The 13,850-nt window shown below is 65.4% G+C and carries 9 protein-coding genes; 5 read left to right on the top strand and 4 right to left on the bottom strand.

Features of this window, described 5'->3' with window-relative positions; all coding sequences use genetic code 11:
• Positions 1-11 precede the first annotated feature (11 nt).
• Both AB4Y99_RS09480 and AB4Y99_RS09475 read right to left on the bottom strand, forming a co-directional pair.
• Positions 12-749, bottom strand: coding sequence for a hypothetical protein (locus AB4Y99_RS09480; protein ID WP_441513492.1), 738 nt, complete (start codon positions 747-749; stop codon positions 12-14).
• A gap of 479 nt (positions 750-1,228) precedes the next feature.
• On the bottom strand, positions 1,229-4,963 hold the full coding sequence (locus tag AB4Y99_RS09475) for a vitamin B12-dependent ribonucleotide reductase (RefSeq protein WP_441523140.1): 3,735 nt from the start codon (positions 4,961-4,963) through the stop codon (positions 1,229-1,231).
• A gap of 921 nt (positions 4,964-5,884) precedes the next feature.
• On the opposite strand from AB4Y99_RS09475, the gene AB4Y99_RS09470 reads away from it, so the two are divergent.
• From AB4Y99_RS09470 to AB4Y99_RS09460, 3 genes are all read left to right on the top strand, one after another.
• The gene (locus AB4Y99_RS09470) at positions 5,885-6,295 is read left to right on the top strand and encodes an NADH:ubiquinone oxidoreductase subunit NDUFA12 (protein WP_441523139.1); all 411 of its coding nucleotides are present in this window, start codon (positions 5,885-5,887) and stop codon (positions 6,293-6,295) included.
• Positions 6,296-6,505: 210 nt separating this feature from the next.
• Positions 6,506-7,123 carry a DUF2155 domain-containing protein gene (locus tag AB4Y99_RS09465; protein ID WP_051988532.1) on the top strand — a complete coding sequence of 206 codons (618 nt, stop codon included), beginning with the start codon at positions 6,506-6,508 and terminating at the stop codon, positions 7,121-7,123.
• A 3-nt stretch (positions 7,124-7,126) separates the two neighbouring features.
• Positions 7,127-7,699, top strand: coding sequence for an FUSC family protein (locus tag AB4Y99_RS09460; protein ID WP_038368508.1), 573 nt, complete (start codon positions 7,127-7,129; stop codon positions 7,697-7,699).
• Here the strand turns inward: AB4Y99_RS09460 and aat are convergent, their stop codons facing one another.
• Positions 7,700-8,377: a leucyl/phenylalanyl-tRNA--protein transferase gene (aat, locus tag AB4Y99_RS09455; protein ID WP_051988531.1), complete on the bottom strand. Its 678-nt coding sequence runs from the start codon at positions 8,375-8,377 to the stop codon at positions 7,700-7,702.
• A 251-nt stretch (positions 8,378-8,628) separates the two neighbouring features.
• Entirely contained in the window at positions 8,629-11,436 is a 2,808-nt protein-coding gene (gyrA, locus tag AB4Y99_RS09450; RefSeq protein ID WP_441523138.1) for a DNA gyrase subunit A, read from the bottom strand.
• A 211-nt stretch (positions 11,437-11,647) separates the two neighbouring features.
• On the opposite strand from gyrA, the gene AB4Y99_RS09445 reads away from it, so the two are divergent.
• Both AB4Y99_RS09445 and AB4Y99_RS09440 read left to right on the top strand, forming a co-directional pair.
• Positions 11,648-12,277, top strand: coding sequence for a MarC family protein (locus AB4Y99_RS09445; RefSeq protein WP_441523137.1), 630 nt, complete (start codon positions 11,648-11,650; stop codon positions 12,275-12,277).
• 359 nt (positions 12,278-12,636) lie between these two features.
• Entirely contained in the window at positions 12,637-13,455 is an 819-nt protein-coding gene (locus AB4Y99_RS09440; protein WP_441523136.1) for a hypothetical protein, read from the top strand.
• The last annotated feature ends 395 nt before the right edge of the window (positions 13,456-13,850 follow it).

Here is a 13,850-nt window from a genome sequence, read left to right as displayed (position 1 = left end):
TACGTACAGCGCTACGCGGAATCGTAGCCATCGGGGGCTGGGTCGTGCAGGTCCATGTCCATCGACGGCAGAACGTCGAGGAAGTGGACGTGCATCGCCTGTAGGCGCGCCATGACGGCGCCGAGCAGCGATTTGTTGAGAATCTTGGCCTGCTGGACGCGCTGGTAGTCCAGCATGATCCCCTCGTTGAACCTTGGCGGGAACAGGGTTGTGAAAGGCTCGCCAGCGCCGTCGCGGCCCTTCATCACCACGGGGGCTCTGTACGCGACCTGGCTGGCGTCGCTGTGAGCGAAGATGGTGTTCCGCTTGCTGATGAGGTCGTCGTGCAAGGCGCGGGTGAATGGCGAGAGCTTGATCCCTAGGGCGCCGTAGGAGAGGGAGGGAATGTCTCCCCTCGATTCCGAGAAGGGTCGGCAATAGGAGACGATCAAGGTCGTTTCGTAGCAGAGGAACTTCCTCACGGCCGCGAGGGGATATCGTCCATCGTGGTCCACCTCCTCCTCGATGAAGGCGATCGCGCTTCCGGCGTGCGACAGGTCCCTGACGCTCAGCACCAGGCGCTTGAATAGGCCCCGGTCCTTCAGCAGATTTTCGGGCATCCGATCCAATCGAGGTTGGTCGAATGCACGGACACCCCCGCTTCCTGAGCGGTCGTCGATGCGTTCGTAGTAGAACCACTCGTCGGGAAAGCCGTACTGCTGCTTGAGGAGTGCCTCATAGGCTTGCGTCGCCTCATTCCCATCCGACATTTGCATCACACCTCGGGAAAATGGTCGATCCGATCGTAGCGGAGCGCTCGGCAAGAGCGAAGCGAGCTCCCATCCTCGGGACCATCGTCATCGGATTGCGGTGCTCAGCGACGGGTGGATCGGCCGACGCCGAGAGGCGCCGCTGCCTCTTGTCACCATTGCTAGGATGGTGTTGTTCGTCATCACTCAGTCCTTCATGTCCCTTTGCCACTCCTGTTGATCAGAGGGGCTGACATGCACGAGTCAGTGATGAAGCTCGTCGTCTTCGACCTCACGTTTAGTTCAGGCCTGACGGATGCTGGCCGACGCGCCGTGTTCCAGGCCGTTGGAAGCTAGCGGCCCCGAATGCCCGATCTGATTGGCTGAAAAGCAAAGCGCCGCCCGGCTTGATGGCCGCGCGGCGCAAATCTGTTTGCGGAACTTTTCCTAAAATCGAGGCAACATTATGCCTCTCTTTTCACAATCAATACACGGAGTAACTAGCTACAGCCGGTCGTGCTCCCGCACGTGTTGCACTTCAGGCAGGTGCCGTTGCGGACCAGGGTGAAGTTGCCGCATTCGCCGCACGAGTCGCCGACATAACCCTTCATGATCGCTTCGGCGCGCCGCTCGGAGGCTGTCGGCTGGGCTGCCGGAGCGGCGAAGCCGAGCTTGGCCATTTCCGCCTCGCCATAGGTTTCCGGCTCCTCCTTCAGAGCCGTGGCGCCGGCGGTGGCGAGGCCGGTCGTGGAGGCGACCGAGCGGGCGACCGCGTCGTTCGCAGCATGGCTTCCCTGGCCGCCGCCCTGGATGGCGAGCAGGTTCATCGGCTTGCCGCGGCGGAAGCCGGTCGAGGCGAGGGGGGTCGAGGTGATCGGAGCCGCGTCCGGCGCCTTGTCCTGGCCGACGCCGCCGCCCATCACGTCATGGCCGATCTCGCTGGGATCGACATGGGCGAGGTCGTTGCGGCCGAGATAGGAGATCGCGAGCTCGCGGAAGACGTAGTCGAGGATCGAGGTCGCGTTCTTGATCGACTGGTTGCCGGCAACGAAGCCCGAGGGCTCGAAGCGGGTGAAGGTGAAGGCCTCGACATACTCCTCCAGCGGCACGCCGTATTGCAGGCCGAGCGAGACCGCGATGGCGAAGTTGTTCATCATCGCCCGGAAGGCCGCGCCCTCCTTGTGCATGTCGATGAAGATCTCGCCGAGGCGCCCGTCCGAATACTCGCCGGTGTGGACATAGACCTTGTGGCCGCCGACCGTGGCCTTCTGGATGTAGCCGGTGCGGCGGTCGGGCAGCTTCTCGCGCTCGCGCTTGCGCTCGATGCGCTCGACGATGCGCTCGACGATCTTCTCCGAGATCTGGGTGGCGCGGGCCGCCATCGGCTGGGCGACGAGCGTCTCGACCGCGTCGTCGGCCTCGTCGTCATCGTCCGAGATCAGCGCCGAGTTCAGCGGCTGCGAGAGCTTGGAGCCGTCGCGGTAGAGGGCGTTCGCCTTCAGCGCCAGCTTCCAGGAGAGCATATAGGCGCTCTTGCAGTCCTCGACCGTCGCCTCGTTCGGCATGTTGATGGTCTTSGAGATCGCGCCCGAGATGAAGGGCTGSGCCGCCGCCATCATGCGGATATGGCTCTCGACSGAGAGATAGCGCTTGCCGATGCGYCCGCAGGGGTTGGCGCAATCGAAGACGTTGTAGTGCTCGGTCTTCAGGTGCGGAGCGCCTTCCAGGGTCATCGCGCCGCAGACATGGACGTTGGCGGCCTCGATCTCGGCCTTGCTAAAGCCGAGGAAGGGCAGGAGCTCGAACGACATGTCGTTGAGCTTCTCGGCCGGGACCTTGAGCGTGCCGGTGAGGAAATCCTCGCCCAGCGTCCACTTGTTGAAGACGAACTTGATGTCGAAGGCGCTCTTCAAGCCCTTCTCGATCGCCTCGATCTTCTCGTYGGTGAAGCCCTTGGCGCGCAGCGTCGAGGGGTTGACGCCCGGCGCCTGCTTCATCGAGCCGTGGCCGACGGCATAGGCCTCGATCTCGGCGATATCGGCCTCGCGGTAGCCGAGCGCACGGAGTGCATCCGGAACGGCGCGGTTGATGATCTTGAAGTAACCGCCGCCGGCGAGCTTCTTGAACTTCACCAGCGCGAAGTCGGGCTCGATGCCGGTGGTGTCGCAATCCATGACGAGGCCGATCGTGCCGGTCGGCGCGATCACGGTYGCCTGGGCGTTGCGGTAGCCGTAGCGCTTGCCCTGCTCCAGCGCTTCGTCCCAGACGATGCGCGRGCGCTCCGMCATGGTGRCGSYCGAGCCGCCGAGACGGGCGAGSGTSSCRTGGTCGAGCGGCACGGGAGTGACGCTCAGGCCCTCATAGCCGTCGGCAAGGCCGTGGGCCGCCGTGCGGTGGTTGCGGATGACGCGCAGCATGTGGCTGGCGTTCTTCTTGTAGCCGGGGAAGGGACCGAGCTCGCCGGCCATCTCGGCCGAGGTCGCATAGGCGACGCCGGTCATGATCGCGGTCAGCGCACCGGCCAGCGCACGGCCCTCGTCGCTGTCGTAGCCGAGGCCCATGGTCATCAGCAGGCCGCCGATATTGGCGTAGCCGAGGCCGAGCGTGCGGTACTCGTAGGAGAGTTCGGCGATCTCGCGGCTCGGGAACTGCGCCATCGTCACCGAGATTTCGAGCACGACGGTCCAGAGCCGGCAGAGATGCTCATAGGCCGCGACGTCGAAGCTCTTGGTTTCGGTGTCGTAGAACTGCAGCAGGTTGGCCGAGGCCAGGTTGCAGGCGGTGTCGTCGAGGAACATGTACTCCGAGCACGGATTGGACGCCCGGATCCGGCCGGAAGCCGGGCAGGTGTGCCAGTCGTTCATCGTCGAGTTGAAGTGCAGGCCGGGATCGGCCGAGGCCCAGGCGGCGTAGCCGATCTTCTCCCAGAGGTCGCGCGCCTTCAGCGTCTTGTGGACCTTGCCGGTGGTACGGGCGGTCAGGTTCCAGTCATTGTCRTTCTCGACGGCGCGCAGGAAGTCGTCGGTCAGCGAGACCGAGTTGTTCGAGTTCTGGCCGGAGACGGTGAGATAGGCGTCGGAATCCCAGTCGGTGTCATAGGTGTCGAAGGAGATGTCCTTGTAGCCCTGCTTGGCGAACTGGATGACGCGCTTGATGTAGTTGTCCGGCACCAGCGCCTTGCGGGCGAGCTTGATCTCGCGCTTCAGGGCCGGATTCTGCTCGGGATCGAAGCAGCTGTCGCCATCGCCYTCGCAGTTCACGCAGGCCTTSAKCACGGCCTTCATRTGCTTCTKGACGRTCTTGGAGCCGGTGACGAGGGCGGCGACCTTCTGCTCCTCCTTCACCTTCCAGTCGATATAGGCCTCGATATCCGGATGGTCGGCATCGACCACGACCATCTTGGCGGCGCGGCGGGTGGTGCCGCCCGACTTGATCGCGCCGGCGGCGCGGTCGCCGATCTTGAGGAAGGACATCAGGCCGGAGGACTTGCCGCCGCCGGCGAGCTTCTCGCCTTCGCCGCGCAGCATCGAGAAGTTCGAGCCGGTGCCGGAGCCGTATTTGAACAGGCGGGCTTCACGGACCCAGAGATCCATGATGCCGCCCTCGTTGACGAGGTCGTCCTGCACGCCCTGGATGAAGCAGGCATGCGGCTGCGGATGCTCGTAGCTCGACTTCGACTTCACCAGCTTGCCGGTCTTGAAGTCGACGTAGAAATGGCCCTGGCTGGGGCCGTCGATGCCATAGGCCCAGTGCAGGCCGGTATTGAACCATTGCGGCGAGTTCGGCGCGACGCGCTGGGTCGCGAGCATGAAGCGCAGCTCGTCATGGAAGGCCGCGGCATCCTCCTCGGAGGAGAAATAGCCGCCCTTCCAGCCCCAATAGGTCCAGCAGCCGGCGAGGCGGTCGAAAACCTGCTTGGAGGAGATTTCGGAGCCGTAGCGCTCGCCCTCGGGCAATTCGGCAAGAGCCGCCTCGTCGGCGACCGAGCGCCAGAGGAAGGAGGGAACGTCGTTCTCCTCGAACTTCTTCAGGCGCGCCGGCACGCCGGCCTTGCGGAAATATTTCTGCGCGAGCACGTCGCTCGCCACTTGCGACCAGGTCTCGGGGACCTCGATGCCTTCCAGCCGGAAGACGACGGAGCCGTCCGGGTTCTTGATCTCGCTGACGGCCGATCGGAACGGGATCGCGGCATAGGGCGACTGTCCGGCGGTGGTATAGCGGCGCTCGATGCGCATGATCTTCGTCCCTTGATCTGCCGCGGGTGGATGCCCGCGCGGCCGGTTGATCACCGGCTCCTGATGTCGGCCAACTCGGTTTGATGCCCCGTGGGTCCTGGCGGTGTCGTCCCGCCTGTGGGCCCGGTCGCGGCCAGAGCCGTCCGCGCATATCCGTTCGCTTCCACGATCTCTCGCGGATGCGGCGGCAGGCCCGGACAACTCTGGGAAACTATGGTCTCGCCGTTTCCAGAGGCGTCGCCGCCAGCCGTCATGCGATAGTCAAAATCTAGTCCCGTCGCACCCCTCTCGTCAAGGAATAGTGCGGGTCGATCCTCGTGGACACGACATCTGGTATGAATGTGTGAGTTGTGGGGATAAGTTTCAAGGCGCTGGCTAAGCCTTGGAAATGGCGGGAAGAATCACCGCCGCGCGGCAAGATTGCCACAGCGCCGCATGAAGCGCAGTCCCTAAAATCCCCGCTATTCATGGTTGACGAGGCGTAAATGCGCGTTCGTCCGAGCGGTCTTGCAGATGCCGGTTGCGTGGACCGTCGCAAGTGCTTGAAGTCGGGGCATTTCGGCTGCCCGATTGTGGCGGTCGCCGAGCCGAATCGCGGCGAAAATCCGGCAAGATGATTCCGGCGGGGGCTGACAGAATCAGGCGTCGGCTGGCGCTGATTGCGCCACCGCTTTGTCCAGGCTGGGCTGCAAAGAACCGACCGATCCCGAACGCCGGCGCCGATTCTGCCGTCGCCCCCGTTTTCGAGCTCAGGCGCTAGACGCTGAAGCCGGGCCGGCGCGAGACGCTGATCGTGATCTTCGATGCTGTCACGCGGGGCGGCCACGTCGCTGCGGACTGGACAGGGGCGGGCGCTGCCGCCATAAGTCCGCGACAGACGCGCACGCATTTGCGAGCGCGCGAGTGCATGGACTGAGGACGATGAAGAACTGGCTGCTGCAGATCTTCACCTGGTGGAACGGCCAGACGATCGGCACGCGCTTCCACACCTGGCGCTTCGGCGAGARGGTSGGCSAGGACGAATTCGGCAATRYCTATTACCGCACCAAGGGTGGGGTGAAGGACAAGGCGCTCGGCTTCCAGCGCCGCTGGGTGGTCTATAACGGCCCGATCGAGGCGTCGAACATCCCCGCCGGCTGGAATGGCTGGCTGCATCACACGGTCGATGTCGCTCCCTCCGAGGAGAGCTACCAGCCGCGCGAGTGGCAAGAGCCGCATCAGCAGAACTGGACCGGCACGGCGCTGGCCTATCGGCCCCAGGGCTCGACGCTGGCCGAGGGCGAGCGCCCGGCCGCGACCGGGGATTACGAGGCCTGGACGCCGGGTCGCTGAGGCGCTGAGGCTCCCGCTATCGGGCCGCTCCTGCCGGGGCGGCCTTTTTGATGGGCGCGCGCTTCCTTCCCGGCGCGCATGATGGTTCTTCTGCGCGGCGGCGTGGGGCGGCGGCGCGGTTTCCGATGCAACGCCCTTTTTCCGCTGCCTTCGCCGTGTTACTGCGCCTCGTCGCGCCATGTCCGCGATGCCGGAGAGATTCGCGCCAGCATGCCGTCCTTGTCCCGTTTCCCGATTCTGGCTGGTCTCGCCGCGAGCGCTCTGACGATGACGGTTGCCGCCGGCCCGGCGCTGGCCGACCGCATCAAGAACCCGACGGCGATTTTCGCCGGCCTCGACAAGATCACCGGCCGCATCATCTCCTTCGAGGTCTCGATCAACGAGACGGTGCAGTTCGGCGCCCTCCAGATCACGCCGCGCGTCTGCTGGACGCGGCCGCCGACCGAGGCGCCGCGCACCGATGCCTTCGTCGAGGTCGACGAAGTCACCTTCAACAACGAATACCGCCGCATCTTCTCCGGCTGGATGTTTGCCGACAGCCCCGGCCTGCACGGCGTCGAGCACGCGATCTACGACGTGTGGCTGACGGACTGCAAAGGCGGGACCGAGGTGATCGTCGATCCGAAGGAGCCCGAGCCGCCTCCGCCGACGGACGACCAGCGCAAGCCGCGCACGACCCCGCCGCGCGACGTCAACCAGCCGCCGCCGGGCGGCGGCCGCATCGATGTCGAGCCGCCGCGCGGCGTGCCCGTGCAGCCGCAGCGGCCGAGCCAGCGCTTCTTCCCGACCAATCCCGTCCCCGGCCGCGATCCCACCGGCGGCGGCTGAGCCGTGGAGCCCGCGCCTGCCGACAAGGGAGCGGGGCGCGAGAGCAGGCGCATCCGGCGCCTGCGCGGATATCTGGCCGAGCTGCGCAAGCGCCTCCCGGTCAGGCGGCGCCTCGCGGACGGTCTCGAGCACGCGCTGATGTCGACGGTCGCGGCGCTCGCGGCCTATCTGCCGACGCAGGCTCTGGGACTGCGCGAAGGCTTCTGGGCCGCGATCACCGCCATGGCTGTCGTCCAGACCGAATTCGGCGCGACGCGCACGACGGCCCGCGACCAGTTCGTCGGCGCGGCCATCGGTGGCGTCATCGGCGTCGCGGTGGTCCTGACGACCGGGCAGCACATCGTCAGCTATGCCATTGCGGCCGGGCTTTCGGTGCTGGCAGCCTGGCTGCTCAATGTCGCGACGGCGGCACGCCTCGCCGGCATCACCGCCACCATCATCCTGCTCGTTCCGCATCCCGGCACGACCGCGCAGGTGATGATGCTGTCCCGCGTCTTCGAGGTCGGCTGGGGCGTCAGCGTCGCCATCGTCATCGTCTGGCTGGCGGAGCGGCTCGATCCGCGCCGGCCGGACTGATCAGCCGCGCAGCACGGCCAGCGCGTCCGCTCCCCTGATCTGCGCCGCAGCCGGCCAGGCGAACCAGTTGCCGCGCTGCTGCAGGGCCTCTTCGAGCCTGAGCCGATAGGCATCCCGCGGAATCTCGATGGTGCCGAACTGGGCGAGGTGGCCGGTCTGGAACTGGGTGTCGAGCAAGCGGTAGCCGCCATGGCGCAGCCGCGCGACGAGATGGACGAGCGCCACCTTGGAGGCGTCGGTCTCGCGGTGGAACATGCTCTCGCCGAAGAAGGCGGCACCGATCGACAGCCCGTAAAGCCCGCCGACGAGCCGGCCCTCGCGCCAGCATTCGACCGTGTGGGCATGACCGAGAGCGAAGAGCGCGCCGAAGATCTCGCGGATGCGCCCGTTGATCCAGGTCTCCGGCCGATCCGGCAGCGCCTCGGCGCAGGCGGCGATCACCGCCGCGAAATCGCTGTCGACGCGGATCTCGAAGCGGTCGGAGCGCACGGTGCGTGCCAGCCGCGCGGAGAGGTGGAAGCCGTCGAGCGGGATGACGCCGCGCCATTCCGGCTCGACCCAGAACAGGCCTGGATCGTCGGCGGTCTCGGCCATCGGGAAGATGCCGGCCGCATAGGCGCGCAGCATGATGTCCGGCGTGATGGCGGGCGTGCGCACGGGGACGGAACGGGCTTTCATCCAGGGATGGGAGCGCGGGGCGCTCGGCGAGTCAAACGCGTTCGCGGCTCTGCTCGGTATGGAGCTGCCTGCGGGGGCGCGTCATCCCGGACAAGCGGCGCAGTCGCGCCGATCCCGGATCCATGCCGGAGCGGTGCCGAAGAACGTTCGGGCATGGATCCCGGGTCTCCCTTCAGTCGCCCGGGATGACATGCGCGAGAGATGGAAACATCAGACAGCACTTGCAGATGTTTCCATAGAAGGCTGATCTCTCAGCCTTCCGTCGGCTCCGCGCCCGGCGCTTCGTCACCGGTTTCCTCGTCGCCTTCGCTCTCGCCATCGTCGTTGATGCACTCGACTGAGACGACCTTCTCGTCCTTGGCGGTGTTGAACACCGTCACGCCCTGCGTCGAACGGCCGGCGATGCGGATGCGGTTGTCCGGGCCGGCGTCGACCGGCACGCGGATGAGCTGGCCGCCATCGGTGACGAGCATCAGCTGGTCTGAGTCCACCGCCGGGAAGGAGGCGACGAGCTTGCCGTTGCGGTCGTTGACGACCATGGCGACGATGCCCTTGCCGCCGCGCCCGGTCACCCGGTACTCGAAGGAGGAGGTGCGCTTGCCGTAGCCCCTCTCCGAGATCGTCAGGATGAACTGCTCGGCCGCGCCCATGGCGGCGTATTTCTCCTGCCCGAGCTCGATATCGCCCGAGGCGCTCTCCTCGGCATCGGCCTCGGCTACAGGAACGGCCTCCGTCGCCTCGTCGGCCTCGCCGTTGAGAGCACGGCGGTTGGCCGCGGCGCGCTTGAGATAGGCGGCGCGCTCGTCCGGCGTGGCGTCGAGATGGCGCAGGATCGCCAGCGAGATGACCTCGTCGTCCTTGGCCAGGTTGATGCCGCGCACGCCGGTCGAGTCGCGACCCTTGAAGACGCGCACCTCCGGCACCGCGAAGCGGATGCACTGGCCGTTGGCCGTGGTCAGCAGCACGTCGTCATTCTCGGTGCAGATCTGCACGTCGACGATATGGTCGCCCTCGTCGAGCTTCATCGCGATCTTGCCGGCGCGATTGACGTTGACGAAGTCCGAGAGCTTGTTGCGGCGCACCCCGCCCGAGGCGGTGGCGAACATCACATCGAGCGTTTCCCAGCTCGCCTCGTCCTCCGGCAGCGGCATGATCGTGGTGATGCGCTCGCCGGCCTCGATCGGCAGCATGTTGACCAGCGCCTTGCCGCGGGCGTTCGGCGCCGAGAGCGGCAGCCGCCAGACCTTCTCCTTGTAGACCTGGCCTTCGGAGGAGAAGAACAGCACCGGCGTATGCGTGTTGGCCACGAACAGCCGCGCGACGAAATCCTCGTCCTTGGTCGCCATGCCGGAGCGGCCCTTGCCGCCGCGCCGCTGCGCCCGGTAGGTCGAGAGCGGCACGCGCTTGATGTAGCCGCCATGCGAGACGGTGACGACCATGTCCTCGCGGGCGATCAGGTCCTCATCGTCGAGGTCGGAGCCCCAATCCTCGATGGTGGTGCGCCGCGGCGTGGCGAAGGCGGCCCTCACCTCGGCGAGCTCGGTCTTGACGATCTCCTGGATGCGGGCGCGCGAGCGCAGGATGTCGAGATAATCCGCGATCTCCTTGGCGAGCTTTTCCAGCTCGTCGCCGATCTCGTCACGACCCAGGGCGGTCAGGCGGGCGAGGCGCAATTCGAGGATCGCCTTGGCCTGCGCGTCGGAGAGGCGATAGGTGCCATCCGGGTTCATCGGGTGGCGGGGATCGTCGACCAGCGCGATCAGCGGCGCGATGTCTTCGGCCGGCCAGTCGCGCGCCATCAGCGATTCATGCGCTGCGGCCGGGGTCGGCGCGGTGCGGATCAGGCGGATGACCTCGTCGATGTTCGCGACCGCCGTGGCGAGGCCGCAGAGCACATGGGCACGCTCGCGGGCCTTGTTGAGCAAATAGCGCGTGCGCCGGGAGACGACCTCCTCGCGGAACTCGACGAAGGCCGAGATGAAGTCCTTGAGGTTGAGCACCTCGGGGCGGCCGCCATTCAGCGCCACCATATTGGCGCCGAAGGAGGTCTGCAGCGGGGTGAAGCGGTAGAGCTGGTTCAGCACGACGTCGGCGACCGCGTCGCGCTTGACCTCGATGACGACGCGCACGCCCTCGCGGCTCGACTCGTCGCGCAGGTCCGAGATGCCCTCGATGCGCTTCTCGCGCACGAGATCGGCGATCTTCTCGACCATCGTCGCCTTGTTCACCTGATAGGGAATCTCGGTGACGATGATCGCCTCGCGCTCCTTGCGCAGCTCCTCGATATGCGTCTTCGAGCGCATCACGATCGAGCCGCGACCGGTGTGGTAGGCGGAATGGATGCCGCTGCGGCCCATGATCGAGGCGCCGGTCGGGAAGTCCGGGCCGGGAACGATCTCGATCAGGTCGTCGATCGAGATCTCGGGGTCGTTGATATAGGCGACGCAGGCATCGATGACCTCGCCGAGGTTATGCGGCGGGATGTTGGTCGCCATGCCCACGGCGATGCCGCCGGCACCGTTGACGAGCAGGTTGGGATAGCGCGCCGGCAGGACGGTCGGCTCATGTTCCTTGCCGTCGTAGTTCGGCTGGAAGCTGACGGTGTCGAGGTCGAGGTCTTCCAGCAGCGGCATCGCCGCCTTGTCGAGGCGCGCCTCGGTGTAACGGTCGGCGGCGGGGCTGTCGCCGTCCATCGAGCCGAAATTGCCCTGGCCGTCGATCAGCGGCAGGCGCAGCGAGAAATCCTGCGCCATGCGCACCAGCGCGTCATAGACCGCGAGGTTGCCGTGCGGATGGTATTTACCCATCGTGTCGCCGACGATGCGGGCGCATTTGGTGTAGGGSCGGTCCGGCAGGTTCTTGTTCTCGTGCATCGAGAACARGATGCGSCGRTGAACGGGCTTCAGGCCGTCGCGGACATCGGGCAGAGCGCGGCTCACGATCACGCTCATGGCGTAATCGAGATAGCTCTTCTTCATCTCGTCGGTGATCGCGATCGGCTTGATGTCGCCGCCGAAACCCGGGGCGTCGTCGCGCTTGTCGTCGTTGTCGTCGCTCAAGAGGGAATATCCCGATTTCTATTCGTTTTCAGGCTTCTGGCTACCCGATTCCGCGCCTTGGCGCCAGCAAAAGCCGACGCTGTCCAAGCAAAAATTTCATGAATGATTTCATATTGTTATGGCTTGTTTTTCGGGCGTCCGGCGCGCCCCGCCACAATCCCGCCTTTGTTCACGGATGACGCGGGCCGAAACTCGTGGTCAAGTCGCCGCCATGTTCACCGAATTCGCCACCGCCGCGCTCGTCACCATGCTGGTGACGCTCGATCCGCCGGGTCTCGCCCCGATCTTCCTGTCGCTGACGCGCGGCATGTCGGCGGCGGAGCGGCGCCAGGTGGCGGTGCGCGCCTCGATCATCRCCTTCTGCATCATCGGCTTCTTCGGAGTGGCGGGGGACGTCGTGCTCAAGGCGCTCGGCGTGTCGCTGCCGGCCTTCCGCATCGCCGGCGGTTTGCTGCTGTTCTGGATCGCCTTCGAGATGGTGTTCGAGCGCCGCACCGAGCGCAAGCAGCAGACGGCCGAGACGGCGATCACCAAGGACCATATCCGCAACGTCGCGGCCTTCCCGCTGGCGATCCCGCTGATGGCCGGGCCGGGCGCGCTGACCGCGACGATCCTGCTGGCGGGCCGGGCTCATGGCGACGCGGTGCTGCTGATTACCCTGGCGGTGATCTGCGGGCTGGTGATCCTGTGCTGCCTGGCGGTGTTCCTCGCGGCCAGTTCGATCTCGAAGCTGCTCGGCATCACCGGCAATGTCGTGCTGACGCGCCTGCTCGGCGTGATCCTCGCGGCGCTGGCCGTGCAGTTCGTGATCGACGGTGTGAAGGCGGCGATGGCGGGGTAGGGGCGGTTGCGACCCGTTGCGGCATCTCCGGGGATCTGTTTGGCTGACCTCATGGCAACGAGACGGAGGAAGGCTGCTGCTGTTCGTCCCTGCCCGGCGGGCTTGTTGACGACGACTATCGACGAAGCCGCAGCACTTCAGCATAGGAGCAATCCGCTTCCCACAGCTTGCGGTCAAAGCGAAGTGCAACATAAGATGCGTAAYAGAGGCGCCGGTTGGTAAAGCTCTTCAAGATACCTATGGAGCTGCGCTGGTGGTTGTCCGCGCGCGCACGGGACGCCAGAGATTCGGTTCATAGCGCTGTCCCATCTTGGTCCACGCTTAGAACGCTTGGCTCGTCGAAGATTGTTGGCGCGACGATGCTGGTTCCGTTCTTGGGAACGCTGCTTCTGTTCAATCACGCGGTTCTTGACGCAATCCGCATTCCTGAAGAACTCATGAGTGCTTGGGGAATGCACCTTTCAATCTCTTCGAAGGACGCGAGCTTAGCGCGGCTGAAGCTGACCTACTTCGGCCTGTGCTTTATTGGCATTGCTTCATTCATATTCACGCTGATGTGCCCCGAGGCGGTGAAGCGCTATTCGTCTTCGGCTGAGTACATTCGGGGCGACGAGCCGCTGTTCACCGGTCCTCAGATCGAAGAGGCGACTGGGACGACCATCAGCAATTTTATCCACCGATCACGAGAAACAGAATATGGGCGCGAACCGACCTTTTCATGCCCTCGACCCCTTCTCCGGCAGACCTACGTCTTTCTTGGCGAGGTCGCGACATTGATGCTTACGCGGCGGGAGGAGGAAGAGCGCCTTCACCGCGAGAAGCCAAGTGAGGTGCAATCCATCGAAAGACCGGATGAGACCGAGGAAGAGCAAGCTGAGCGGTGGGAGCGAGAAGAAAAGTACTTCCTTTGGAACCGTCACTCGCCTGGCGCAGACGTCGACAAAATCCTCAACCTCGTTCACACGGGCAGTAGGGCCGATCAGGGGATGTTCTACACTCTGAGTTCGATTGGTCGGGAGTTTCCGGCCGATGCCATGTCGCTAAGCTATCTCTGGCAAAACCACAGCCGCCCGGTCGTCCGACTGATCATTTCCTTGATCTTCTTCGCGGGCTTCGCGCTGTTGTCCATCCCGACGATCTTCACCTTCATATCGGTGCTGCGGCAAACGCTATTCTAGAAGCTGCAAGGGCGCGTCCGCCTCCGACCCATAGCAGAGCCCCACCCTTAGGCCGCCTGGACTTATCCCCGCCACCCGCCGCACGCTTATCCTCCCAGCCATCCCGCCCGACCAAGGGGGCTGTCGCGAGGCATCGTGCGGCCGGGTGGGATGCGGTGTTCGGGCTTGCGCCATCATGCGGATGGCCGAGCCCGGAGGTTCCCCTCGCCGCCGGGCCGAACAGGCAGGCCCGGTGAGCGCTTGAGGCGGGCGGGAGCCATCAAGAGAACCGCGCGCGGGGTTCGGGCGGGGCCGGTCGGCGCCGCATCGACTTCGACATTCGACATCGACATTCGGCACGCGGCTCAGGATCGCGCGCCGCCCGGACCCCGCGCATCCCCTCGGGAGCCAGACGA

The sequence above is a fragment of the Allobosea sp. TAB14 genome (assembly GCF_052113865.1).
GTDB lineage: Bacteria > Pseudomonadota > Alphaproteobacteria > Rhizobiales > Beijerinckiaceae > Allobosea > Allobosea spartocytisi.
Note: the sequence above shows the minus strand (reverse complement) of the source record. Positions and strands in the feature narration are given on the sequence as shown.

What these genes read in the sequence shown, in the direction of transcription:
- AB4Y99_RS09465 (WP_051988532.1), top strand. Translation starts at nt 6,506, where the DNA reads ATGCCGTCCTTGTCCCGTTTCCCGATTCTGGCTGGTCTCGCCGCGAGC.
- AB4Y99_RS09440 (WP_441523136.1), top strand. Translation starts at nt 12,637, where the DNA reads ATGCTGGTTCCGTTCTTGGGAACGCTGCTTCTGTTCAATCACGCGGTT.
- aat (WP_051988531.1), bottom strand. Translation starts at nt 8,377, where the DNA reads ATGAAAGCCCGTTCCGTCCCCGTGCGCACGCCCGCCATCACGCCGGAC.
- AB4Y99_RS09480 (WP_441513492.1), bottom strand. Translation starts at nt 749, where the DNA reads ATGTCGGATGGGAATGAGGCGACGCAAGCCTATGAGGCACTCCTCAAG.